Annotated in this window: 27 protein-coding genes; 15 read left to right on the forward strand and 12 right to left on the reverse strand. The window is 74.5% G+C overall.

What is annotated here, in order from left to right; translation table 11 throughout:
- Positions 1-62: 62 nt before the first annotated feature.
- Positions 63-1,430, reverse strand: a complete 1,368-nt coding sequence (locus BM093_RS07600) for a cystathionine beta-synthase (protein WP_093339237.1) — start codon at positions 1,428-1,430, stop codon at positions 63-65.
- 20 nt (positions 1,431-1,450) lie between these two features.
- A complete protein-coding gene (locus tag BM093_RS07605; RefSeq protein WP_093339239.1) occupies positions 1,451-1,912 on the reverse strand; it encodes a pyridoxamine 5'-phosphate oxidase family protein in 462 nt (153 codons plus the stop codon).
- A gap of 107 nt (positions 1,913-2,019) precedes the next feature.
- On the opposite strand from BM093_RS07605, the gene BM093_RS07610 reads away from it, so the two are divergent.
- Positions 2,020-3,240 (forward strand): acetyl-CoA C-acetyltransferase, encoded by a 1,221-nt coding sequence (locus BM093_RS07610; protein ID WP_093339242.1) that lies wholly within the window; start codon positions 2,020-2,022, stop codon positions 3,238-3,240.
- Positions 3,241-3,280: 40 nt separating this feature from the next.
- On the opposite strand, the gene BM093_RS07615 is transcribed toward BM093_RS07610, so the two are convergent.
- The 3 genes from BM093_RS07615 to BM093_RS07625 form a co-directional block, all read right to left on the reverse strand.
- Positions 3,281-3,739 carry a hypothetical protein gene (locus tag BM093_RS07615; protein ID WP_093339244.1) on the reverse strand — a complete coding sequence of 153 codons (459 nt, stop codon included), beginning with the start codon at positions 3,737-3,739 and terminating at the stop codon, positions 3,281-3,283.
- A gap of 178 nt (positions 3,740-3,917) precedes the next feature.
- Positions 3,918-4,718, reverse strand: coding sequence for a Bax inhibitor-1/YccA family protein (locus tag BM093_RS07620; protein WP_093339247.1), 801 nt, complete (start codon positions 4,716-4,718; stop codon positions 3,918-3,920).
- A gap of 157 nt (positions 4,719-4,875) precedes the next feature.
- Complete coding sequence (locus BM093_RS07625; protein WP_093339250.1) at positions 4,876-5,202, reverse strand: hypothetical protein; 327 nt, start codon at positions 5,200-5,202, stop codon at positions 4,876-4,878.
- Between the two features lie 178 nt (positions 5,203-5,380).
- On the opposite strand from BM093_RS07625, the gene BM093_RS07630 reads away from it, so the two are divergent.
- Positions 5,381-5,617 carry a hypothetical protein gene (locus tag BM093_RS07630; protein WP_143105290.1) on the forward strand — a complete coding sequence of 79 codons (237 nt, stop codon included), beginning with the start codon at positions 5,381-5,383 and terminating at the stop codon, positions 5,615-5,617.
- Positions 5,618-5,661: 44 nt separating this feature from the next.
- On the opposite strand, the gene BM093_RS07635 is transcribed toward BM093_RS07630, so the two are convergent.
- Positions 5,662-5,889: a hypothetical protein gene (locus BM093_RS07635; RefSeq protein ID WP_143105291.1), complete on the reverse strand. Its 228-nt coding sequence runs from the start codon at positions 5,887-5,889 to the stop codon at positions 5,662-5,664.
- Between the two features lie 244 nt (positions 5,890-6,133).
- On the opposite strand from BM093_RS07635, the gene BM093_RS07640 reads away from it, so the two are divergent.
- Positions 6,134-6,382: a DUF397 domain-containing protein gene (locus BM093_RS07640; RefSeq protein WP_093339258.1), complete on the forward strand. Its 249-nt coding sequence runs from the start codon at positions 6,134-6,136 to the stop codon at positions 6,380-6,382.
- A 75-nt stretch (positions 6,383-6,457) separates the two neighbouring features.
- Here BM093_RS07640 and BM093_RS07645 read toward each other — a convergent pair whose 3' ends face one another.
- Complete coding sequence (locus BM093_RS07645; protein WP_093339260.1) at positions 6,458-7,507, reverse strand: NAD(P)H-dependent flavin oxidoreductase; 1,050 nt, start codon at positions 7,505-7,507, stop codon at positions 6,458-6,460.
- Positions 7,508-7,603: 96 nt separating this feature from the next.
- Between BM093_RS07645 and prcB the strand changes: the two genes are divergently transcribed.
- Complete coding sequence (prcB, locus tag BM093_RS07650) at positions 7,604-8,395, forward strand: proteasome subunit beta (RefSeq protein WP_093339262.1); 792 nt, start codon at positions 7,604-7,606, stop codon at positions 8,393-8,395.
- Between the two features lie 21 nt (positions 8,396-8,416).
- Here the strand turns inward: prcB and BM093_RS07655 are convergent, their stop codons facing one another.
- Positions 8,417-8,626, reverse strand: coding sequence for a hypothetical protein (locus BM093_RS07655; protein ID WP_093339265.1), 210 nt, complete (start codon positions 8,624-8,626; stop codon positions 8,417-8,419).
- Positions 8,627-8,712: 86 nt separating this feature from the next.
- On the opposite strand from BM093_RS07655, the gene BM093_RS07660 reads away from it, so the two are divergent.
- Genes BM093_RS07660 through BM093_RS07670 form a run of 3 tightly spaced genes read left to right on the forward strand, consistent with a single transcriptional unit; the run spans position 8,713 to position 10,623 of the window.
- Positions 8,713-9,324 (forward strand): TetR/AcrR family transcriptional regulator, encoded by a 612-nt coding sequence (locus tag BM093_RS07660; protein ID WP_093339267.1) that lies wholly within the window; start codon positions 8,713-8,715, stop codon positions 9,322-9,324.
- 20 nt (positions 9,325-9,344) lie between these two features.
- Positions 9,345-10,103, forward strand: a complete 759-nt coding sequence (locus BM093_RS07665) for a class I SAM-dependent DNA methyltransferase (RefSeq protein WP_218162693.1) — start codon at positions 9,345-9,347, stop codon at positions 10,101-10,103.
- Positions 10,104-10,128: 25 nt separating this feature from the next.
- Positions 10,129-10,623: a hypothetical protein gene (locus tag BM093_RS07670; protein WP_093339269.1), complete on the forward strand. Its 495-nt coding sequence runs from the start codon at positions 10,129-10,131 to the stop codon at positions 10,621-10,623.
- Here BM093_RS07670 and BM093_RS07675 read toward each other — a convergent pair.
- Positions 10,608-11,177: a dihydrofolate reductase family protein gene (locus BM093_RS07675; protein WP_093339271.1), complete on the reverse strand. Its 570-nt coding sequence runs from the start codon at positions 11,175-11,177 to the stop codon at positions 10,608-10,610. The genes BM093_RS07670 and BM093_RS07675 overlap by 16 nt on opposite strands.
- Positions 11,178-11,349: 172 nt before the next feature.
- Positions 11,350-12,777, reverse strand: coding sequence for an amidohydrolase family protein (locus BM093_RS07680; protein WP_093339273.1), 1,428 nt, complete (start codon positions 12,775-12,777; stop codon positions 11,350-11,352).
- 215 nt (positions 12,778-12,992) lie between these two features.
- Between BM093_RS07680 and BM093_RS07685 the strand changes: the two genes are divergently transcribed.
- The 6 genes from BM093_RS07685 (at position 12,993) to BM093_RS07710 (ending at position 18,760) form a co-directional block, all read left to right on the forward strand.
- Positions 12,993-13,805, forward strand: a complete 813-nt coding sequence (locus BM093_RS07685; protein WP_093339275.1) for an IclR family transcriptional regulator domain-containing protein — start codon at positions 12,993-12,995, stop codon at positions 13,803-13,805.
- Positions 13,806-13,877: 72 nt separating this feature from the next.
- The gene (locus tag BM093_RS07690; RefSeq protein WP_093339277.1) at positions 13,878-15,047 is read left to right on the forward strand and encodes a CaiB/BaiF CoA transferase family protein; all 1,170 of its coding nucleotides are present in this window, start codon (positions 13,878-13,880) and stop codon (positions 15,045-15,047) included.
- On the forward strand, positions 15,040-15,831 hold the full coding sequence (locus BM093_RS07695) for a citryl-CoA lyase (RefSeq protein WP_093339280.1): 792 nt from the start codon (positions 15,040-15,042) through the stop codon (positions 15,829-15,831). Before BM093_RS07690 ends, BM093_RS07695 begins: the two co-directional genes overlap by 8 nt.
- A gap of 14 nt (positions 15,832-15,845) precedes the next feature.
- Positions 15,846-16,712, forward strand: a complete 867-nt coding sequence (locus BM093_RS07700) for a dioxygenase family protein (RefSeq protein ID WP_093339284.1) — start codon at positions 15,846-15,848, stop codon at positions 16,710-16,712.
- On the forward strand, positions 16,709-17,650 hold the full coding sequence (locus BM093_RS07705; RefSeq protein WP_093339287.1) for a quinone oxidoreductase family protein: 942 nt from the start codon (positions 16,709-16,711) through the stop codon (positions 17,648-17,650). Before BM093_RS07700 ends, BM093_RS07705 begins: the two co-directional genes overlap by 4 nt.
- Before the next feature lie 30 nt (positions 17,651-17,680).
- Entirely contained in the window at positions 17,681-18,760 is a 1,080-nt protein-coding gene (locus BM093_RS07710; RefSeq protein WP_093339289.1) for a permease, read from the forward strand.
- Positions 18,761-18,894: 134 nt separating this feature from the next.
- On the opposite strand, the gene BM093_RS07715 is transcribed toward BM093_RS07710, so the two are convergent.
- Both BM093_RS07715 and BM093_RS07720 read right to left on the reverse strand, forming a co-directional pair.
- Positions 18,895-19,437, reverse strand: coding sequence for an RDD family protein (locus BM093_RS07715; protein WP_093339292.1), 543 nt, complete (start codon positions 19,435-19,437; stop codon positions 18,895-18,897).
- Between the two features lie 54 nt (positions 19,438-19,491).
- Complete coding sequence (locus BM093_RS07720) at positions 19,492-20,013, reverse strand: MarR family winged helix-turn-helix transcriptional regulator (protein WP_093339294.1); 522 nt, start codon at positions 20,011-20,013, stop codon at positions 19,492-19,494.
- Positions 20,014-20,059: 46 nt separating this feature from the next.
- Here BM093_RS07720 and BM093_RS07725 point away from each other — a divergent pair, with 46 nt between their 5' ends.
- Together BM093_RS07725 and BM093_RS07730 are read left to right on the forward strand one after the other, a co-directional pair.
- Positions 20,060-21,346 (forward strand): multidrug effflux MFS transporter, encoded by a 1,287-nt coding sequence (locus BM093_RS07725; RefSeq protein ID WP_093339297.1) that lies wholly within the window; start codon positions 20,060-20,062, stop codon positions 21,344-21,346.
- 20 nt (positions 21,347-21,366) lie between these two features.
- Positions 21,367-22,080, forward strand: a complete 714-nt coding sequence (locus BM093_RS07730; protein WP_218162694.1) for a formylglycine-generating enzyme family protein — start codon at positions 21,367-21,369, stop codon at positions 22,078-22,080.
- Positions 22,081-22,090 lie beyond the last annotated feature (10 nt).

A 22,090-nucleotide genomic window follows, 5' to 3' on the forward strand; every position in this document is an offset into this window, starting at 1 on the left:
CCCGCTCCCGGCACGGGCACGCCCGCGGCCGGTGGCCCCGTCGGTACCGGTGCCCACGCCGTTCAGCCGTTCCCGAGGAACGCGATCACGTCGGACCGGGTGACGACGCCGGCGGGCTTGCCGTCGACCAGGACCAGGGCGGCGTCGGCCTTGGCGAAGGCCGTCATCGCGTCCTGCACCGATTCCCCGGCACCGAGGGTCGGCAGCGGACCGGACATGTGGTCCTCCAGCCGGTCGGCGAGCTGGGCGCGGCCGGTGAACAGCGCGTCCAGCAGGTCGCGCTCGACCACCGCGCCGGCGACCTCGGCGGCCATCACCGGCGGCTCGGCCTTGACCACCGGCATCTGCGAGACGCCGAACTCCCGCAGGTAGAGCGCCGCGTCGGCGACGGTCTCGTTCGGGTGGGCGTGCACGAGCGCGGGGATCGAGCCGTCCTTGCGGCGCAGGACGTCACCGATGGTGGCGCCCTCCGAGGGCGGCAGGAAGCCGTAGCTGGCCATCCAGTGGTCGTTGAAGACCTTGCCGAGGTAGCCGCGGCCACCGTCGGGCAGCAGAACGACGACGACCGCGTCCTCCGGGAGCGTCGCGGCGACCCGCAGCGCGGCGACCGTGGCCATCCCGCAGGAGCCACCGACGAGCATCGCCTCCTCGCGGGCCAGCCGGCGGGTCATGTTGAACGAGTCGGCGTCGGAGACGGCGACGATCTCGTCACAGATGTCGCGGTCGTAGGTGGTCGGCCAGAAGTCCTCGCCGACGCCCTCGACCAGGTACGGCCGCCCGGTCCCGCCGGAGTACACCGATCCCTCCGGGTCGGCACCGATGATCTTCACGGCGCCGCCCGAGACCTCCTTGAGGTAGCGCCCGATGCCGGAGATGGTGCCGCCGGTACCGATGCCCGCCACGAAGTGCGTGATCTTCCCGCCGGTCTGCTCCCAGATCTCCGGGCCGGTCGAGTGGTAGTGCGACTCCGGGTTGGCCGGGTTGGCGTACTGGTTGGGCTTCCAGGCGCCCTCGATCTCCTCGACGAGCCGGTCGGAGGTCTTGTAGTAGGAGTCCGGGTGCTCGGGGTCGACCGCCGTCGGGCACACGACGACCTCGGCGCCGTAGGCCTTGAGCACGTTGCGCTTGTCCTCGCCGACCTTGTCCGGGCACACGAACACGCAGTGGTAGCCCTTGCGCTGGGCGACCATCGCGAGCCCGACACCGGTGTTGCCGGAGGTCGGCTCGACGATCGTCCCCCCCGGCTTCAGCTCGCCGGACGCCTCGGCCGCCTCGACCATCCGGAGGGCGATCCGGTCCTTGACCGAGCCGCCCGGATTCAGGTATTCGACCTTGGCGAGGACCGGCGGCGTGATCCCCTCCGCCACGGTGCCCAGCCGGACGAGGGGCGTGTTCCCGACCAGGTCGACGACGTGCTCGACGTAGCGCATGTGCGCATCCTCGCACCCCCTCACTCCCGCTCCACCGACCGCAGTCCCGACGCGGGGGTCCACCACCGCACCACGAGCCGGTTCCGCGCCTCGTTCAGACCGGTCCAGACCACTTCGGACAGATCGACACGAAACGCGTCACCGGTGACCGGGCCGGTGAGCGGCCCACCCCACACCGCCCGGCCGGACACCTTCAGGTCGCCGTCGCCCAGGTCCCCGCCGGACTGGTCGGCGGGCGCGGCGTGCAGCGCGAACCGCGGGTCCCGGCGCAGGTCGGCGCCCTTGCGCGCGCCCGGCATCGAGCCGAACGCGAGCTCCGTACCGGCCCCGGAGCCCTCCAGCACGACCTCGATGCCGGAGACCCGTGGAGAGCCGTCGGCGCGCAGGGTCGCGATCACCAGCGCGACCCCGCGCTGCAGGATCCGTTCGGCCAGTGCGGCGAACTCGGGCTCGGCGGTGCGGAACTGTCCCCAGGACGTCATGGACGCAGGATGCCCGGCACCCCTGACAGTTCGGTCACGTCCCGGCGGGCCCGGCGGTTACCGCTGGGTAGTGTCCGCCCCGACAACCCCGTGACAGGAGGACGACGATGCCCGAAGCCGTGATCGTCGCCGCGGCCCGGTCCCCGATCGGCCGCGCGAACAAGGGTGCCCTCGCCGGGATGCGCCCGGACGACCTGACCGCCCAGATGGTGCGGGCCGCGCTCGACCAGGTCCCCGCGCTCGACCCCACCGAGATCGATGACCTGATGCTGGGCTGCGGGCTGCCCGGCGGTGAGCAGGGCAACAACATGGCCCGCGTCGTCGCCGTCGCACTCGGGTACGACTCGCTGCCGGGCGCGACCATCACCCGCTACTGCTCGTCGTCGCTGCAGACCACCCGGATGGCGCTGCACGCGATCCGGGCGGGCGAGGGCGACGTCTTCGTCTCGGCGGGCGTGGAGACGGTGTCGCGCTTCGCCCACGGCACCTCGGACTCGTGGCCGGACACCCACAACCCGCTGTTCGCCGACGCGGAGGCCCGCACGGCCGCGACGGCCGAGCAGGGCGCGGAGACCTGGACCGACCCGCGCGAGCGCGGCCTGCTGCCGGACGCCTACATCGCGATGGGGCAGACGGCCGAGAACCTGGCCCGCCACAAGGACGTGTCCCGCGAGGACATGGACCGGTTCGCCGTGCAGTCGCAGAACCGGGCCGAGAAGGCCATCGCGGACGGCTTCTTCGACCGCGAGATCACCCCCGTCACGCTGCCGGACGGCACCGTGGTGCGCACCGACGACGGCCCGCGGCCGGGCACCACCTACGAGAAGATCTCCGAGCTGAAGCCGGTGTTCCGGCCGGACGGGCGGATCACCGCGGGCAACGCCTGCCCGTTGAACGACGGCGCCGCCGCTCTGGTGGTCATGTCCGACACGAAGGCCGAGCAGCTGGGGATCACCCCGCTGGCCCGCGTCGTCTCCACCGGCGTCACCGGCCTCTCCCCGGAGATCATGGGGTACGGGCCGGTCGCCGCCTCGGAGCAGGCGCTCGGCCGCGCCGGTCTGACGATCGACGACATCGACCTGGTCGAGATCAACGAGGCGTTCGCGGCTCAGGTCCTGCCCTCCGCCCGTGACCTCGGCATCGACGAGGCGAAGCTGAACGTGCACGGCGGTGCGATCGCGCTCGGGCACCCGTTCGGCATGACCGGGGCCCGGATCACCACGACGCTGATCAACGGCCTGCGCACCACCGGCGGCCGCTACGGCCTGGAGACCATGTGCGTCGGCGGCGGGCAGGGCATGGCGATGGTGCTCGAGCGGCTCTCCTGAGCCACGCCCGGCCCCCGGTGCACGCCCGGCGCGGTGCCGCTCAGACGACCGCGGGGCCGGGCGGGTCGATCCGGACCCCGGTGGCCTCCAGCTCGGCCTCGGTGCGCAGCCGGGCGAGGTCCCGGCCGGGGTCGAGGGCGCCGGCCGTCCCGCCGCGGTCGACCCACGGCCGCAACGGCGGGTCGTCGACCCCGACGGCCCGGCAGGTCGCGAGCAGCACGTCGTCGTAGGCGGCCAGCAGCGCGACCCGGCGCACCCGGGTCGGTGGCGGCGGCCCGCGGCGCTGCCGGTCGAGCCGGCGCAGGTCGGCGAGGAGACGCTCCAGCGGCGGCCCGGCGGGCAGCGGCGGACGCCGCCGGCGCCCGTCCGCCCGGGCGGCGTCGACGACCCGGCGCACGACCGTCGGCACCCGCAACACCAGCCACAGCAGTACCACCGGGGCGAGCGAGACGACCAGGAAGACGGTGACCCCGGTGGCGACCGGGTCGTTCCCGGACACACCGGAGACCCTACGGCGCCGGACGCGTCGGCGTCAGGCTCGGCGTGGGGCCCGGCGTGGAGACCCGGCCACGACGACGCCGCGGACACCCGTGGGTGTCCGCGGCGCGTGGACCGGAGGGGGCGTGTCCGGTCCGTCCGGGGCCCGGCCCGTGGCGGGCCGGGGAGATGATCCGGCGTCAGTCGCCTTGGAAGTAGCTGAGCAGGCGCAGGATCTCGATGTAGAGCCAGACCAGGGTGGTCATCAGGCCGAAGGCGATGTACCAGGAGTACTTCTCCGGCACCCCGGCACGCACCGCGTTGTCGGCGGCGTCGAAGTCCATCAGCAGGCTGAAGGCCGCCACGCCGATCACGACGAGGCTGAAGATGATGGCCATCGTGCCGCCGTCGCGCAGGCCGAGGCCACCCGGGACGAAGAACGAGCCGACGAGGTTCGCCAGCATCAGCACGACGACGCCGATCATCGCGCCCATGATCCACTTGGTGAACCGTGGCGTGACCTTGACCGCGCCGGTCTTGTAGACGACCAGCATCCCGAAGAACACACCGGCCGTACCGATCACGGCCTGGAACGCGAGACCCGGGAACATCGTGGAGATGCCGCCGAGCGCGACGCCCATCGCACCCGAGTAGGTCAGCGTCAGCGGTGCGCTGGGCTTCTGCTTGACGATGACGATCAGCGAGACGACGAGCCCGACGAGGAACGCCGGGATGGCCAGCACGGCCAGCCCCGAGAGCATCGTCAGCGCGCCCGCGACGAGCGCGAGACCGGCGCTGATCGCGGTCTTCTGCACGATGTCGTCGATCGTGATCGGGCGGCCGACCTCCTGCGAGGCCTGGCTCGGGTCGACGTGGGACGTCTGGGCGCCGGCGTAGGCGGCACCCCCGCCCATCATGCCGCCGCCCGAGCGGTCGAACGTGGCGTAACCGCCCTGCTGGGTGGGCAGGTTGCGGAACGCCGGGTTGCTCGTGGAGCGCACCTGGATCCTCCTCGACGAACGTGTGCGGGACCCGCCCGCGGCGAGCCCTCGCACCATGTCAACGTCGAGGGAGCGCCGGGGGTTCCCGCCGGTAAAAGGAAATTTACCGTGTGCCGGGCGCTCCGCGACACCGCCTCCGCGAGGATCGCCGCCGGGCTCAGTGCCCGGGGCGCTGCAGCTGCGGGAACGTCCGCGTCGGTGGCAGCGGTTCGTCGCGCACGGCGGGGATGTCCGGCCGGGTGGCCGGCGCCGCGTCCGGTGCCGGCTCCGGCGGGGTGTCGTCCCGGCGCTCGCCGGCATCGAGCTCGCCGGCATCGAGCGGTGCGTCACCGCGCAGCTCGGAACGGATCAACCGGGGCCAGCGTCCGACGGAGCCGAGCGCGGCGGCCGCGGCGCGGCGGCCCGGCGGGCTGGCCAGGGCCGCGACGACCAGCAGCAGTGCGACGGCGAGCAGCACCACGCCGCCGGTACCCGGAGCGGACACGGGCGTACCTCCTCGAAGACCGGGCGTCCGGCCGGGGGCGCCGGATCCGCCCCTACCGTGATCAACGATCCGGGACGGTTCCGGTGACGACCCCGGCACTCGGTCGAGATCGCCGATGGACGGGCGCCGGGGCGCGTGGGCGGCTACCGTCCCGGAGTCCGGTGACGAGCGAGCGAAGGTGGGCCGAACGATGTGGGCGTTGTTCTCCCGGCACCTGCGGGTGTGGCTGCTGCTGGCGGTGGGGGCGCCGGTCCTCGCCTGGCTGCTCGGCAGGCTGGGCGAGGCGATCGAGCGCAGGCGCGGCCCGAACACCCTGAGCAAGCTCTCCCACGCGGGGCGGCGCTTCCTCGAACGACGCACGCGGGGCCCGCTGCGTCGGCGCGAACAGCCCGACGCCGACCGGCTCGCGCGCTGACCCTCGGGACCGGGGACACGGTCAGGACTGCGGCGCGGCGACGCTCAGACCGGCAGGAGGCGGCGCAGCCCCCGGCGCCGGCGCCGGCGCGCGGGCGGGGCGACGGGCGTGGGGTCGAGCTGGACACAGCGCGCGCAGGGGGCGCCGTCGGCGTCGATGAGCGGAGCCGGGGCGACGAGATGACCGCACAGTGCCTCGTAGCGGCCGGAACGCACGGCGTGCGGCGCGCAGAGTTCCGAGTCGATCACCTTGTGTGCTCGGCTGTCGATCACCGATGTCACCGTCAGGACATCGGGGGCGGCCTCGTCGTTACTCCGCTCGGCGGTCACGACATCGACCGCCTGGCGTGGCGTCCGTGCGTCGACCGGCGCATTCCCCGCACTCCTTTACCGTGGCTCACTCTTATGGTCGGTGAAGCCGCATGCGGATGCAAGTGCGGACGCACACTCATTCGTTCGTGGAACGTGCCCGGCCCGTCACACTCCGCAGTTGTTCGAACGCCCTCGGAGGTCATCCATGTCCCACTCGAACGGCATCCGCGCCGCCGATCTCGGTCCCGTCACGTGGCGGCGGTCCGCCGCCGCCACGGCGGGTGCGGAGAACGTGGAGTTCGCCGTGCTGGACGACGGCCAGGTTGCGGTCCGCAACGCCCGCGATCCCGAGGGGCCGGTGCTGGTCTACACCCCGGCCGAGATCTCGGCGTTCGTCGACGGCGCCAAGAAGGGCGAGTTCGACGACATGGTCGAGCGGCGGACGAGCGACTGACCCGGCGCCGGCCGGGCGGACTGGCCGGCCGGTGGGCAGCCGGGCTGACGGGCAGGCGGGCGGGCGGGCCCGGGGTCAGGGCAGCAGCACCTCGGCCTCGCGCCACATCCGCGCGACGACCTCCCCGGCCGGTTCGGTGGTGGCCCGCGCCGCGGCCTGTCCGGCCCAGTGGTTGACCCGGTCCAGCGTGCCGCGCTCCCCGGCCCGGTAGCGGGCCACCAGGTGCCGCTGGTGCGGGTAGGGCGCCGGGGCCGGCGCGTCCGGGCGCGCCCAGGCCCGCACGTACTCGGTCGCGATGCCACGCGCGAGCCGGCCGGTGTAGGCCCGGGTCATCACGGTGTCCTCCGGGGCGAGGCCGTCGAGGGCCGCCGCCCAGCCGGCGTCCACTCCCGCCTCGGGGGTGCGCAGCAGGGCCGTCCCGACCTGCACCCCGGCCGCACCGAGGGTCAGCGCGGCGGCCAGCGACCGGCCGTCCGCGACCGCCCCGGCCGCGACCACCGGCACCGTCAGCGCGTCGGCCAGCCACGGGATCAGCGCGAACAGCCCGACCGTGGTGGCCTCGGCGGCGTCCGGGTCGACGGACCCGCGGTGCCCACCGGCCTCCATCGCCTGGGCGACGACGACGTCCGCCCCGGCCCGCTCGGCGGCCAGCGCCTCGTCGAGGGTGGTCGCGGTGGCGAACCAGGCGACGCCGGCGTCCCGGGCCGCCGCGGCCTGCTCCGGGGTGAGCAGACCCATGATCGTGGAGACGGCGGTGGGCCGGGCCGCCAGCACCGCCTCGAACTGGGTGGTGAAGTCGGGCGCCGGTCCGGGCGCGGCGGCCGCCGACCCGCCGAGGCCGTCGAGGAAGGCGGCCTGCGCCCCGACCGCGTCGGACGCGGGCGGGTCCGGGATCCAGAGGTTGAGCTGCAGCGGCGCGTCACCGACCAGCTCGCGGTAGCGCCCGACCCACCGCTCGATCTTCTCCGGGGTGTCGTTGACCACACCCGAGGCGCCCATCCCCCCGGCCCCCGCGACCGCGGCCGCGAGCTCCGGCGGGCACGCGCCCGCCATCGGCGCCTCCAGTACGGGCACCCGCAGCCCGTACCGCGTGCAGAAACTCCCGGCCCGGCCACGCGCGTCCACGTGCCGAGTCTCCCACCTCCCCGGGCTGGACCGGACCGCCCGGGGAGGGAAGGATCACGCGGGACCGTCCGACACGAATGGAGCCCGCTCCCCGCCATGACCGGCCCGTCGTTCCTGGAACTGCTGCGCGCGCACGCCCCGGACGCGCTCCCCGCCGCCCTGCCGCGCGATCCCGCGCAGCGGGTGGCGGCCGACCTGCGCGCCCCGCACGGCACCACGATCGTGGCGTTCACCTGGGCCGACGGGGTGCTGCTCGCCGGGGACCGGCGCGCCACGTCGGGCAACCTGATCGCCCAGCGGGACCTGGTGAAGGTCATGGCGATCGACGGCACCTCGGCCGCGGGGTTCGCCGGTTCGGTCGGGCACGCCCTGCTGATGCTGAAGCTCTTCGCCGCCGAGGTGGAGCAGTACGAGAAGATCGAGGGCGCCCCGATCAGCCAGGACGGCAAGATCCGCCGGCTGGCGGCGGTCGTCCGGGAGAACCTGGGCGCGGCGATGCAGGGCTTCGTGGCGCTGCCGCTCTACGTCGGCTACGACCCGGCCGACGAGTCGCCCTCCCGGATCGTCACGTTCGACCCGTCGGGCAGCATCGCGCGCAACCGGTCCGGCTACACGAGCATCGGCTCCGGTTCCCCGTTCGCCGAGGCCTCGCTGAAGAAGCTGCACGACCCGGACGCCGGCCGGGACGCCGCGATCTCGCTCGCGGTGAACGCCCTGTGGGACGCCGCCGACGACGACACCGCCACCGCGGGCCCCGACCTGACCCGCTCCCTGCTCCCCAACCTGATCACCGTCACGGCCGCCGGGACCGCGGAGGTCCCCGAGGCCGACGTCCGGGCCGCGACCGAGGAGATGACAGCGGCGCGGACACGGCGGCCGGGCGGCTGAGACCGGCACCCGGGCACGCGTTCAGGTCGTGGCCCGCTCGCGGCGGTCGAGCAGCACCAGCGTCACGCCGGCCACGACCACCACCCCCAGCGGGAACACCCACCGCATCGGCGTCCCCTCCCCCAGGACGAGGTTCCAGAGCCCGACCCCGCCGGTGATCAGGTACTGCACCAGCGGGATCAGCCCGAGTACGACCCCGGCGAACCCGACCGCGTTCTGTGCTGCCTTCATGATCTCCCCCTTCGTTGCAATGCGACTGCATTGAAGCAACGACCGGCCCGCGTTGTCAATGCAGTCGCATTGCTACCGTGGGCCCCATGCCCCGCACCGTCGACCACGACGCCCGCCGCTCCGAGATCGCCGAGGCGGTGCTCGCCCTCGTCGCCCGCGCCGGCACCGAGGCGGTGTCCCTGCGCTCGGTCGCCGCGCAGGCCGGCATCTCGATGGGCCGGGTGCAGCACTACTTCGCGAGCAAGGACGCATTGCTGTTGCACGCGCTGGAACACTCGCACCGGCGGATGGAGCAGCGCATCGAGGAGCGGGCGGCCGCGTCCGCCCGCTCTGAGCGGGATGCCCTGGTGACGATCCTCGAGGAGCTGCTCGGCGGGCACCCGGAGAGCCGGGACGCGATCCGGATCCACGCCGCGTTCGCCGCCCGCGAGGTCGACGACCGGGCGCGCGCGATCCTGACCGACGGCGACGACGAGATCCTCGCCCTCGCGGTCGCGGTCGTCGGCGACGCGGGCTCGCCCGACCCGGAGACCGACGGCTACGCGCTGATGGCCCTCGCCGGGGGGCTCGGCAACGACGTCGCCCTGCACGGCAGGCCGGTCGACCGTGCCCGGCGCACGCTGCACGCCGTGCTGGACCGGCTGGCCCCGGTCGACCGGGGCGCCGGCACCGGGGAAATCGGTGGTCCCCGGCGGTGACCCGGACCACGATCACCCCGATGAGTTTCGCGCCGATGGACTTCGACCCGCTGGACAGCTTCGGCCCGGAGGTCGCCGCCCGCTACGACGAGTCCCCCCGGGGCGACGAGGACGCCGCGGTCGCCCGCCTCGCCGGGCTCGCAGCCGGCGGGCCGGTGCTCGAGCTCGCGGTCGGCACCGGTCGCCTCGCCCTCCCGCTCGCCGGGCAGGGCCTCCGGGTCGACGGCATCGAGCAGTCCGAGGCGATGATCGAGCAGCTGCGTGCGCGTCCGGGCGGTGGTGCGCTCGAGGTGACCTGTGGCGACATGGCCCGGGTCGCGCTGCCCGGCCGGTACCGGCTGGTGTTCATCGCGTTCAACTCGCTGATGAACCTGATCACCCAGGACGAGCAGGTCCGGTGCGTCGCGAACGCCGCGCGCCACCTCGCCGACGACGGGGTGTTCGTCGTCGAGAACGTCTGCCCGGACCCGATGTACCGCCTCGAGCAGCGCGACGGCGTCGACCAGTACGCCCATGTCGGGGGGATCTCGGCGACCGGTGTGCACCTCGACGTCGGCCGTTACGACCGGGTCACCCAGCGCGTCGACAAGTGCCACGTGCGGATCGGTGAGCACGGCACCACCCGGGACACCCTGGCCCTGCGGTACGTGTGGCCGAGCGAGCTCGACCTGATGGCCCGGCTCGCCGGGCTGGAGCTGCGCGAACGCCACGGCGGCTGGTCGGGCGAGCCGTTCACCGCCGGCAGCCGGCTGCACGTCTCGGTCTACCACCGCGCCTGACGGTCCCGGCTGGGAGGATCACCGGGTGCGATCCTGGTTCCCGCTGTTCGCCGGCGCGCTGTGCTACGCCGCAGCCCTGCTGTGGGCGGCGGGCGAGCTGCCACCGGACGGCGTCCCGCTGCACTTCGACGCCGGCGGTACCCCGACGTCGTTCGGGACCCGGTCACGGTTTCTCGGCCTGGGCGCGCTCTTCGGCGTGATCATGGCGGTGGTCGGGACCGGGACCTGCCTGCTGGCGGCCCGGGGCCCGCTCGGGGTCCTCAACATCCCGCACAAGGAGTACTGGACCCGGCCCGAGCACGTGCCACGCCTGCGCCGGATGCTCGCCCACGACATGGCGTGGACGTTCGGGGTGGTGCTGGCGTTCCTCTCGGTCGTGCCGCTGGCGACCGTCCACGCAGTGCAGCAGCAACCGGTACGGCTGCCGGTCGGTCCGGTGTGGCTCACCGTCGGCGTGCTGGTCGTGGGGCTCGTGGCCTGGTGTGTGTGGCTCGCGCGGTACCGCTACCGGCCGTCCTGACCGCGCCGGTGCCGGTAGTGCAGGAACACGAAGCCGTTGCCGAACCGGCGCTGTTCGGCGGCCTCCAGGCCGAGCCGGACACCGTCCGGCAATGCCCGCAGGCCGCCGCCGACGAGCACCGGCACGAGGTAGAGCTCGAGGTCGTCGACGAGGCCCTGCCGGAGCGCGTCCGCGGCGAGCGTGGGTCCGGAGATCGACACGTCGTTCGGCGCGCCGTCGACGAGCGCGCGGACCCGCTCGGGGTCGAATGTGCGCTCCAGCCGGGTCCGTGACGTCGTCACCTCGGGCAGCGTCGACGAGTAGACGATCTTGGTCGCCGCCCGCCAGGTCCGGGCGAATTCGAGGTCGAGCTCGGGCCGGTCGGCGTGGACGTCCTCCCAGACCCGCATCTCCTCGTACATCCGCCGGCCGTACAGGTGGGTGTCGGCGTCGCGCTCGCGCTCGGTGACGAACGCGAGGACCTCGTCGTCGGGCACGGCCCAGTCGTAGCGGCCCGCGGCGTCGGTGAGGTAACCGTCCGCGGACATGATCACGGGGTAGCGCAGGCGTCCCATGTCCCTGCCGACTCCTGCCGGGGCCCGGACTCATCGGTGGCCGCCGGTTCCGCCGGGCCGGTCCGCGGCCGGGCCGCGCGGCAGCGGAACAGGCGCCGCCGCGGTTCCGGCCCGGGTGACGGCGACGCGTCCGCCCGGTCCCCGCTGTCCGGCGGGTCCGGCCAGCGGCAGCTCATGCGCCGTGCGTGCTCGCGGAGCGGTACTCGGTGTAGGTGTAGGGGTTGTCGAGGATCTTCGTCTCCGGGATCTCCGGGTTCATCCCCTGCCGCCACGCCTGCTCGCCCATCGTGGACCGCAGGTACTCCACCGTGGACTCGACGGCGGCGCGGGCGGCGGCGAGGTCCACACCGACCAGTCGCCCGTCGCGCTTCACCACCCGGCCGTCGACGAGCACCGTGTGCACGTCGCCGCGCTGGGCCTGCAGGGCGACGTGCCCGTAGGGGTGGTGCACCGGGAACGACACCGGCGAGTGGTCGTTGCGGATCAGCACGAGGTCGGCCTTCTTGCCCGGCTCGACGCTGCCCAGCTCGGCCTCGCGGCCCAGCGCCCGGGCCCCGCCGCGGGTGGCCCACTCGACGACCTGGTCGGCCCGCAGTGCGGAGTGGGTGACCGTGTCACCGCGCCCGTGCGCCTCGAGGTGCTCGCGGGAGCGGTCGGCGCCGAGCGTCGTGCGCATCGCCGAGAACAGGTCGGCGCTCCACCACACGGAGGTGTCCATCGACAGCGACACCGGGATGCCGTGGGCGCGCAGCGCCCAGGTGGGTGGGTACCCCTGCCCGGCGCTCTGCTCGCTCTCGGTCGACACCGACGCCGACCCGCCGGTGGCCGCGATCCGCTGGTAGGAGTCCGCGGACAGGGTGGCGGCGTGCACGTAGACGGTCTGCGGGGTCATGAAGCCGTGCTCGTGCATGAGCCGGATGCCGTCGTCGTTGGTCGCACCCCACACCCCGGCGTGGGTGGTCACCGGCACGCCCAGCTCACGGGCCACCTCGAACGCGGCCTTCTCCGGGAAGGCCGGGTCGCCGGTGACGTCGAAGGCGAGCTGGAAGCCGAGCATGTCGTCGCCGGGGGTGATCCGGCGGGCGACGAAGTCGCGGAACCCGGGGTCGGCGGTCCAGTTCCCCGGGGCGTCCTGGATGTTGCCGTAGGCCAGCACGAACCGTCCGGCGGTCCCCTGCAGCGCGTCGACCGCGGCGTCGGCGTGCTGCGGGGTCTGCAGCCCGTGCGACCAGTCGACGGTGGTGGTGACGCCCGCGTCGAGGGCCTCCAGCGCGGCCAGCAGGTTGCCGGCGTACACGTCCTGCGGCCGGAAGATCCGTCCCCACTCCAGGTAGTTCCAGACGAAGTACTGGGTGAGCGTCCAATCGGCCCCGTAGCCGCGCAGCGAGGTCTGCCACATGTGCCGATGGGTGTCGATCATCCCGGGCATGACGATGCCGCCGCCCGCGTCGATCTCCTCGGTGCCCTCGGGGACGGCGAGCCGCGGCCCGATCGCGGCGATCCGGTCGCCGGTCACGAGGACGTCGTGGCCGTGCAGGACGCTGCGGTCCGCGTCCACCGTCAGGACGGTCCCGTTGCGCAGGACGGTCGACTCGCTCATCCGGACGCTCCCTCGCGACTCGGTGATTCCTCGGACACCGGTCCGCTGTACGGACTCCGGCGCGGCGGATCGTCACTCTGGCGCAGGCCGGGTGCCCTGTCAACGACGACCGCGGCCGGACCGTCCCGGCCCGGACCGCGGGTGACCGCAGCTGTCCGCACAGCGGACGGGACCGGTTACCGTGGGCGCCCCAGCAGTGGAGGAGGGCGCACGCCATGGCACGAGAGGGAACCGGGCCGGACTTCATCGAGGCCCTCGCCCGCGGGCTGGAGGTGATCACCGCGTTCCGCCCGGGGCGGCCCGACATGACCCTCGCCGACGTCGCGGCCGCGACCGGGCTGGCCCGGCCGACCGCCCGCCGCGTGCTGCTCACCCTGACCGAGCTCGGCTACGTCCGCGCCTGCGAACGCGGCTACGCCCTCACCCCCCGGGTGCTCGACCTGGGTGTCGCCTACGTCCGGTCGACCGGGCTCTGGGAGGTCGCCCGGCCCCACCTGGAACGCCTGGTGGAGCGCACGAACGAGTCCTGCTCGATCGCCCAGCTCGACGGGTCCGACATCGTCTACGTGGCCCGGGTCGCCGTGCCGAAGATCGTCACGCTGGCCGTGCAGATCGGCACCCGCTTCCCGGCACTGCCCACGTCACTGGGGAAGGTCCAGCTCGCGGCGCTGCCGGCCGACGAGCTCGACCGGGTCCTCGCCGAGCCGACCCGCTCCGGGCTCACCGCCCGCTGGCAGCCCGGGCGCGCCGAGCGCGACAGCGAGCTGCGCCAGGTGCGGGCCCGCGGCTGGGCGCTCACCGACGAGCAGCTCGCCCCGGGCATCCGCTCGGTCGCCGCGCCGCTGCGCGACGGGGAGGGCCGCGTGATCGCCGGGGTCAACGTCAACTGCCACGCGGCCGAGACCTCGGTGGAGAAGCTGCGCGAGGAGCACCTCCCGCTGCTGCTGCAGACCGCGGGCGAGATCAGCGCCGACTTCGCGCGGCTGGCCGCCGTCCCGCAGGTGACGGTGTCCGCGCCCACGGCTTGACCGGCCGGGCCGGCGGGACGACGATCGTCGCAGCGGACAGGTGTCCGTAGAACGATCAGCACGGAGGCACCCATGGTCGAGGCCGGCGCACCGGACCCCGGGGGCGGACCGCTCGACGGCATCCTCGTGGCGGACTTCTCCCGCGTCCTGGCGGGGCCGTACGCGACGATGCTGCTGGCCGACATGGGTGCCGACGTCGTCAAGGTCGAGGGGCCGGGCGGTGACGACACCCGCAGCTGGACGCCCCCGGAGCGCGACGGCGAGTCGACGTACTACCTGGGGGTCAACCGCGGGAAGCGCTCGATCGTGCTCGACCTGCGCGACGAGGACGACCGCGCCGCCGCACACGAGCTGGCCCGCCGCGCCGACGTGGTGATCGAGAACCTGCGGCCGGGCGGGATGGCCCGGTTCGGGCTCGACCACGCCGCCGTCTCCGCCGCGAACCCGGGCGTCGTCTACACCTCGATCTCCGGGTTCGGCTCCGGCGACGGTGCCCACGTGCCCGGCTACGACCTCATGGTGCAGGCGGTCTCGGGGCTGATGAGCCTCACCGGTGCCCCGGACGGGCCGCCGTTCCGGGCCGGGATCTCGGTGTTCGACGTGATGGCGGGCAACCACGCCGCGATCGGCATCCTGGCCGCGTTGCGGCACCGGGACCGCACCGGCACCGGCCAGCACGTCGAGGTCAACCTGCTGTCCTCGGCGCTGACCGGGCTGGTCAACCACAGTTCGGCCTGGGTCGCGTCCGGCACGGTGCCCTACCGGATGGGCAACGCGCACCCGAGCGTGTTCCCCTACGAGCCGCTGCCCACCGCCGACGACGACCTGATCGTCGCCGCCGGCAACGACGCCCAGTTCCGCAGGCTGTGCGCCGTGCTCGGGATCCCCGGGATCGCCGACGACCCGCGGTTCGCGCGCAACGCCGACCGCACCGCGAACCGGGAGCAGCTGCGGCCGATCCTGACCGAGCGGCTGGCCACCGGGCGTGCCGTCGACTGGTTCGACCGGCTCACCGAGGCGGGCGTGCCCGCCGGCCCGATCCAGACCGTCGACGGTGGGTTCGCCACGGCGCAGCGGTTCGGGCTCGACCCCGTCGTCACCGTCGGCGCGGGCGCCCGGGCGGTACCGACGACCCGGCACCCGATCCGGTTCTCGGCCACCCCGGCCGTCTACCGGCTCCCCCCGCCGCAGCTCGACGAGCACGGCACCGAGCTGCGGAAGTGGTTGACCGACGATGTCTGAACGCGAGTACCCGACCGCACTCGGAGCGTCCACGAAGGACACGATCACGCTGCTCGGCCACGACCTCGCGGACGAGGTGATGGGCGAGGTCGGGTTCGGCGAGCTGGCGTTCTGGCTGGCCACCCAGCGCCGTCCGGCCCCCGGCGAGGTCCGGGTGTTCGAGGCCGTGCTGGCCGCACTGGCCGACCACGGTTTCACTCCCACCGCGATCGTCGCCCGGCTCACCCACCTGTCGGCCCCGGACTCGGTGCAGGGGGTGCTGGCCGCCGGGCTGCTGGGCGGCGGGTCGCGGTTCCTCGGCGTCACCGAGGACTGCGGCCGGTTCCTGCACCGGCACCTGCCCGACCCCCCGCCGCACGACGACGCCGGCTGGGACGCCTGCGCGCTGCGGATCGTGCGGGCGCAGCGGGAGGCGGGGCGGTTCGTGCCCGGGCTGGGCCATCACGTCCACAAGGACGGTGACCCCCGCACCCGGCGGCTGTTCACGATCGCCGGGGAGGAGGGGCTGCTCGGCCCGCACCTGCAGCTGTTCGCCGCGATCGGCCGGGTGCACCCCGAGGTGCTCGGGAAGCGCCTGCCGCTCAACGGCGCCGGGGTCTGCGGTGCGGCGCTGGCCGACCTCGGCCTGCCGCTGGAGCTGCTGCGCGGGTTCGCCCTGCTCGCCCGGACCGCGGGCCTGATCGGGCAGCTCGCCGAGGAGCTGCGCAGCCCGGTGGCGAACGAGATCTTCCTGTCGGTGGACCGGCACACCGGCTCCGTCGACCCCGCTCCGTACCGGCCGTGAAGGAGAGGCTCGCGATGACGCACCCGAGGACCGTCACCGAGGACACGATCACCGACGTCGCCGCCGCGCGCTGGGCGAGCGCGCACGACCCGCGGACCGCCGAGCTGATGACCGCGCTCGTCCGCCACCTGCACGCGTTCGCCCGGGAGACCCGGCTGACCGAGGCGGAGTGGATGGCCGCGATCGGCTGGCTCACCGCGACCGGGCAGATCTCCGACGCCAAGCGCGAGGAGTTCATCCTCGCCTCGGACGTGCTCGGGCTGTCCATGCTCGTCGTCGCGCAGAACCACCGGCTCGACCCGGCCGCGACCCCGGCGACCGTGCTCGGCCCGTTCTACATCGAGGGCTCGCCGGTGAAGGACTTCGGCGAGGACATGTCCGCCGGGCTGCCCGGCGACCCGCTCTACCTGCACGGCACCGTGCGTTCGCTGGACGGCGGCCCGGTGGCCGGGGCGGTGCTGGACGTCTGGCAGTCCGATGCGGACGGCAGCTACGAGGCCCAGCTCGACGTGGACGAGGCACGGCTGCGGGCGAAGTACACCTCCCGCGCCGACGGCACGTACTGCGTGCGCACGATCGCCCCGCTCGGTTACGCCATCCCGATGGACGGCCCGGTCGGCGCGCTGATCGGGCGGACGGCCATCAGCCCCATGCGCCCGGCCCACATCCACCTCATGCTCGCCGTGCCCGGCTTCGCCCCGCTGATCACGCACCTGTTCCGGGCCGGCTCGGCGTACCTCGACAGCGACGTCGTCTACGGGGTCAAGCAGGAGCTGGTCGTCGAGTTCGCGGAGCGCGACCCCGGCCCGACCCCGGACGGCGGGCACTGCGACACCCCGTGGCTGGAGGCCTGCTACGACGTCGTCCTGCAGCCGGCGTGATCCGGCGGGCGCTGGTCGAGGCCCCCGGCCGCCCGCCCGCCGTGCGGGACGGCCCGGAGCCACGGCCCGGACCGGGCGAGGTCGCCGTCGCGGTGCTGGCGGCACCGATCACGCCGCTGGACCTGCTGTGCGCGTCCGGCACGTCGTACTTCGGGGTGCCGGCGACGCCGTACGTGCCCGGGGTGCAGGGGGTCGGGCGCGTCGATGGCCGCACCGTCTGGTTCCCGACGGCCGCGGGCACGGGTCCCGGCGACGGGAGCATGGCGGCGGTCGCGACCGCGGCGCCGGAGGACCTGGTGGAGCTGCCCGGCGGGGCCGACCCGGTCGCCGTCGCCGCGGCCGGGCTCTCCGCGGTGGCCGCGCACGCCTGCCTGCACGCCCGCGGCGGGCTCACCGCCGGGGAGACGGTGATCGTGCTCGGGGCCGGTGGCGTCGTGGGCCTGTCCGCGGTCCGGTTCGCGAAGGCGGCCGGGGCCGGCGTGGTGGCCGGGGCCCGCTCCCCCGCCGGGCGGGCCCGTGCCGCCGACGCCGGGGCCGACGTGGTGCTCGCGCTGGACGCGACGTTCGCCGACCGGGTCCGGGCGGCCTGCGACCCCGGCGCGGACCTGGTGCTCGACCCGCTGTTCGGGGAGCCGGCCGCCGCGGCACTGCGCGCGCTGCGCCCGGGCGGGCGGATGGTGCACCTGGGCAGCTCCGCCGGGGACACCTGCCCGATCGACTCCGGGACGCTGCGCAGCCGCTCGTTGCGGATCATCGGCTACACCAACGCCGAGCTCGGCCGGGCCGAACGGGCGACGACCCTGACCGCCGTCGCGGACGCCGTCGCCGACGGGACCCTCGTGCTGCCGCACGAACGCCGGCCGCTGGACGACGCGGCCGCCGCCTGGCAGCGGCAGGCCGCCGGGGACGCCGGGGGCCGGATCGTCCTGATCCCCTGATACCCGGCTACGGGGAATTAGCCTCGGGCCGTGTCCGACTCCTCGCCTCCCGGAACGCCGGGTACCCGGGCGGCCGCCGTGACGGGCGTGGTCGTGGCCGCGCTGGTCGCCGTCGCCGTGCTGCTGTGGTCGAAATGGCTCCCCTACACCGGCACGACGCTGGACGCGCTGGCGAGCAGCACGTGGGACGGCTCCGACGTGCTCGCCGTCGGGGGCGTGCGCCCGGGCGACCCGCCGTCCTGGCAGGCCGGTGTCTCGTTCGTCGCCGAGTACGGCCAGGCCGTCTGGAAGGCCCTGGTCGCCGCGCTGCTGATCGGTGCGGCCGTGCAGTCCCTGGTGCCGCACGGCTGGTTGCTGCGGCTGCTCAACCGCCGGGGCCGGGTGGCGAGCGCGTTCGCCGGCGGGCTGGCCGGCACGCCGTCGATGATGTGCACCTGCTGCACCGCTCCGGTGGTGGTCTCGCTGCGCCGCTCGGGTGTCTCCACCGCCGCCGCGATCGCCTACTGGCTGGGCAACCCGCTCCTCAACCCGGCCGTGCTCGGCTTCCTGCTGATCGTCGCGCCGTGGGAGTGGACGGTGACCCGGCTGGGGGTCGGCGTGCTGGTCGTCGTCGGTGGTGCCGCGCTGGTCGCCCGGCTCACCGAGGGGCGGCGGGCCCCGGCGGAGCTCATGCCCACCCCGTCCGCGGAGCCGCCCGACCGGGACTGGCTCGCCCGGGCACCCGGACGGTTCGGCCGCGCCCTGGCCCGGCTGGCGGTCGTCCTCGTCCCGGAGTACCTGGTGATCGTGTTCCTGGTCGGGGCGTTCCGCGGGTGGCTGTTCCCGATCGGCGCCGTGACCGGGACCGGGCTGCTGGTCGTACTGCTCGCCGCCGTCGTCGGCACGCTCGTGATCATCCCGACGGCCGGGGAGATCCCGATCCTGCAGGGGCTGGCCCTCGCCGGGGTCGCGGCGGGCCCGCTGGGCGCCCTGCTGATCACGCTGCCGGTGGTGAGCCTGCCCGGGATCGTGATGGTCGGCCGGGCGCTGGGGTGGCGGGCCACGGCCGCGACCGGGGTGCTCGCCGTCGCCGGCGGGCTGCTCGGCGCCGCCCTGCTCGCGCTGCTGTGACACCCGGACCTGTCGTCAGCGGCGACGGCGTCAGTGCCGGCGGCGGCCGGCGGCGGCATCTGTGTCGGTGGCGACGGCGAGCGGTGCCGGCGGCAGGCGGTGCCGGCGGCAGGCGGGCGGTGTCGGCGGCGCCGTCAGCGGGCCGGCGGCGCCACGCCCGCCCGGCGGTCCGACAGCCCGGCCGGTCGCACGGCGGTGCCCGCGATGCGGTCGTGGATCGCGCGGCCGGAGCCGGTGACCACGCAGGTGACCATCACCGCGGGCAGCGCGTACGCGGCCACGGTGATCGCGACGGCGAGCGGGTCGCGCCGCTCGATGCCGCCGAACACCCCCGCGATGGTCGCCATGTGCCCGAGCTGCCACGGGACGGCGATCTTCGCGATGTTGCGCAGCAGGCACCGGCCCGTGCCGGCGGACCCGCCCCCGGCCGCGGTGACCTGCAGGCCGTGGCTCCGCTTGCCCGGCGTCGCCCCGTACCGGGCCTCCGCACGCGCCGCGAGCACCGTGGCGACCAGCGGTGGCACCACGCTGACCACCGACGCGAACGCGTGCAGCCGTTCCCGCTCGCGCGCCCGTCCCGCCAGGGCTCCCAGCGGCGCCGTCGCGACGGCGATCCCGAGGTACCGCACGCAGTCACGGAGGTAGGCCTTCCCCCGGGGCGCCGCCAGCTCGTGCATCCCGCGAGCCTACCGAGGCTGCCGGTGGGGAGGCTGGCGCTGCGCGCGTCGCGGTCAGCCGGGTTCGGGTCCGGTGCTCCCCTGCTGCGACGGCCCGGCGGACGGGGGCGACGACGGGGGGTGCCCGCGCAGGGCCTCGTCGAGGGCCCGCAGGGCGTCCGAGGCGGCGTCGATGCTCGCGACCTGCCCGGGGTCGAGCCGGGACATCGCCGCACCGACCGTGCCGGACCACACGGTGTCGATCGCCGAGCGCGCGCCCAGGGACTTCTCGGTCGGCACGAGCCGGGTGACCCGGCGGTCCCGCGAGCACCGCTCGCGCGCGACCAACCCCCGCCCGGCCAGCGCGCGCACGGCGGCGCTGACGTTGCTCTGCCGCATCCCCAGGCGTCGCGCCAGCTCGGTGACCGCCACCCCCGGGTCCGCCAGCACCTGCTTGACCACGGCGAGCTCGGTGGTCGGCAGCGGCTCGAGACCGGCCACCTCGGGGACCAGCCGGTGGATCGTCCACGCGAGGTCACGCAGCACGGTCGCGAGCTCACGCCGGCCGTCCGATCCGTCACCGTGGCCCGCTGCCATGCGACATCTGTAGCACGGCGGAAATACATATGTCATCATATGTATCGTGCCGTCCAGCGAGACCCAGACATCCGACTCCCCCACCCCGCCCGCCAGTGCACCCACCAGTGCACCCGCCGCTGCACTCACGGTCGCGGTACTCGCCCTGCTCACCGCGGTCGCGCCACTGGCGATCGACATGTACCTCCCGGCCTTTCCCCAGATGGCGACCGAGCTCGGAGCCGGCGCCTCGCAGATCCAGCTGACGCTCACCGCCTGCCTGCTCGGGCTGGCACTCGGGCAGCTGTTCGTCGGGCCGCTCTCCGACACCACCGGCCGGCGGCGGCCGCTGCTCGTCGGCTCGCTGATCTGCGTGCTCGCGGGCATCGCCTGCGCCCTCGCCCCGACCGCCGAGCTGCTGGCGGTGGCCCGGTTCGTGCAGGGGCTCAGCGGTGCGGTCGGTGTCGTGCTGGCCCGTGCCGTCGTCTCGGACACCGCCCGCGGCCCGGCGGCCGCCAAGCTGCTCGGCGTCCTGATGATCATCAGCGTGATCGCGCCGGTGGTCGCGCCGCTGTCCGGCGGCGCGATCATCGCGACCCTCGGCTGGCGGGCGGTGTTCTGGGTCCTCGCGGCGCTGGCGCTGGTCATGTTCCTCGGCGTGCTGGCCTTCGTCCCGGAGTCCCTGCCGGCCTCGGCCCGTACCCGCGGCGGCATCCGGACCACACTGCGCGGAGCCGGCGAGGCCCTCGCCAACCGCACCTACCTCGGCTACCTGCTCACGTTCTGCTTCTCCTTCGCCGCCCTGTTCGCCTACATCGCGGCGTCCCCGTTCGTGATGCAGAGCGTGATGGGACTCTCCGCGGGGCAGTACTCGCTGCTCTTCGGCCTCAACGCACTGGTCATCACGGCGACCAGTGCCGTGGCGGCGGCACTCGCCGGGCGGGTCGCCTACCGGCGGATGATCATGATCGGGCTGACGGTCGGCGTCGTCGTGGCCGCGGGCCTGCTGGTGGCCGTCGTCAACGGCGTCCCGCTGGTCCCCACGCTCGTGCTGTTCGCGGTCTTCCAGGGCTCGATGGGCTTCATCTTCGCCAACGCCACCACCCTGGCGCTGGCCGAGACCGGGCACAACGCCGGGACCGGTTCGGCGTTCCTCGGCTTCCTGCAGTTCCTGCTCGCCGCCGCCGTCGCGCCGCTGGTGGGGATCATGGGAGAGCAGACGGCCGTGCCGATGGCCCTGGCCATGGTCGTCTCGATCGTCCTGGCCGTGCTCGCGTTCGCCGTGCTCACCCGGGCGCAGCCCGCCCCGGCGGCCGGCGACGGCACCACCGAGCCGGTCGAGGCGACCGGCTGACCGACGGATCGAGGTCCACCGTGCTCCTCCCGCTCCCGCCCGGCCACGTCACGTTGTCCGACCGGCGCACCCGCCGGACGTGGACCGAGGAGATCGCGGCGTTCCTGATCGACGACCGCCCGGTCACCCGCCACGACCGGGCGGCCGGGGCGGGGACGGCCCAGGCGCCGGTCGAGGTAGGAGTCCACGTCACCGCCGACACCCGCGACCTGCCCGCCGCCGAGATCACCTGGTGGGAGGCGGTCCAGCACTGCAACGCCCGGTCCCTCCGGGAGGGCCTCACGCCCGCCTACACCGTCCGCACCTCCGACCCCGATACCGATACCGATTCCTATACCGACACCGACACCGTGACGTGGGACCGCTCCGCCGACGGGTACCGGCTCCCGACCGAGGCCGAGTGGGAGTACGCCTGCCGCGCGGGCACGAGCGGGCCCCGCTACGGCCCGCTGGACGAGATCGCCTGGTACCGCGGGAACTCCGGCGAGCGCCCGCACGCGGTCGGGACGAAGGCCCCGAACCCGTGGGGCCTGTACGACGTGATCGGCAACGTCTGGGAGTGGTGCTGGGACCTCTACGACCCGCAGGTCTACGGCACGTACCGGGTACTGCGCGGGGGCGGCTGGTTCGACGAGCACTGGAGCTGCCGCGCGTCGGTCCGCCGGCGCAGCCATCCGACACTGCGGATCGACGACGTGGGGTTGCGCCTCGCCCGGACCGTCGCGCCCGGGTGAGCGGCCCGGC

This window comes from Pseudonocardia ammonioxydans, from assembly GCF_900115005.1.
GTDB lineage: Bacteria > Actinomycetota > Actinomycetes > Mycobacteriales > Pseudonocardiaceae > Pseudonocardia > Pseudonocardia ammonioxydans.

Coding starts and splice junctions, on each gene's coding strand:
- BM093_RS07600 (WP_093339237.1), bottom strand. CDS start 1,430: ATGCGCTACGTCGAGCACGTCGTCGACCTGGTCGGGAACACGCCCCTC.
- BM093_RS07605 (WP_093339239.1), bottom strand. CDS start 1,912: ATGACGTCCTGGGGACAGTTCCGCACCGCCGAGCCCGAGTTCGCCGCA.
- BM093_RS07610 (WP_093339242.1), top strand. CDS start 2,020: ATGCCCGAAGCCGTGATCGTCGCCGCGGCCCGGTCCCCGATCGGCCGC.
- BM093_RS07640 (WP_093339258.1), top strand. CDS start 6,134: ATGTCCCACTCGAACGGCATCCGCGCCGCCGATCTCGGTCCCGTCACG.
- prcB (WP_093339262.1), top strand. CDS start 7,604: ATGACCGGCCCGTCGTTCCTGGAACTGCTGCGCGCGCACGCCCCGGAC.
- BM093_RS07655 (WP_093339265.1), bottom strand. CDS start 8,626: ATGAAGGCAGCACAGAACGCGGTCGGGTTCGCCGGGGTCGTACTCGGG.
- BM093_RS07660 (WP_093339267.1), top strand. CDS start 8,713: ATGCCCCGCACCGTCGACCACGACGCCCGCCGCTCCGAGATCGCCGAG.
- BM093_RS07665 (WP_218162693.1), top strand. CDS start 9,345: ATGAGTTTCGCGCCGATGGACTTCGACCCGCTGGACAGCTTCGGCCCG.
- BM093_RS07675 (WP_093339271.1), bottom strand. CDS start 11,177: ATGGGACGCCTGCGCTACCCCGTGATCATGTCCGCGGACGGTTACCTC.
- BM093_RS07680 (WP_093339273.1), bottom strand. CDS start 12,777: ATGAGCGAGTCGACCGTCCTGCGCAACGGGACCGTCCTGACGGTGGAC.
- BM093_RS07685 (WP_093339275.1), top strand. CDS start 12,993: ATGGCACGAGAGGGAACCGGGCCGGACTTCATCGAGGCCCTCGCCCGC.
- BM093_RS07690 (WP_093339277.1), top strand. CDS start 13,878: ATGGTCGAGGCCGGCGCACCGGACCCCGGGGGCGGACCGCTCGACGGC.
- BM093_RS07695 (WP_093339280.1), top strand. CDS start 15,040: ATGTCTGAACGCGAGTACCCGACCGCACTCGGAGCGTCCACGAAGGAC.
- BM093_RS07700 (WP_093339284.1), top strand. CDS start 15,846: ATGACGCACCCGAGGACCGTCACCGAGGACACGATCACCGACGTCGCC.
- BM093_RS07715 (WP_093339292.1), bottom strand. CDS start 19,437: ATGCACGAGCTGGCGGCGCCCCGGGGGAAGGCCTACCTCCGTGACTGC.
- BM093_RS07720 (WP_093339294.1), bottom strand. CDS start 20,013: ATGGCAGCGGGCCACGGTGACGGATCGGACGGCCGGCGTGAGCTCGCG.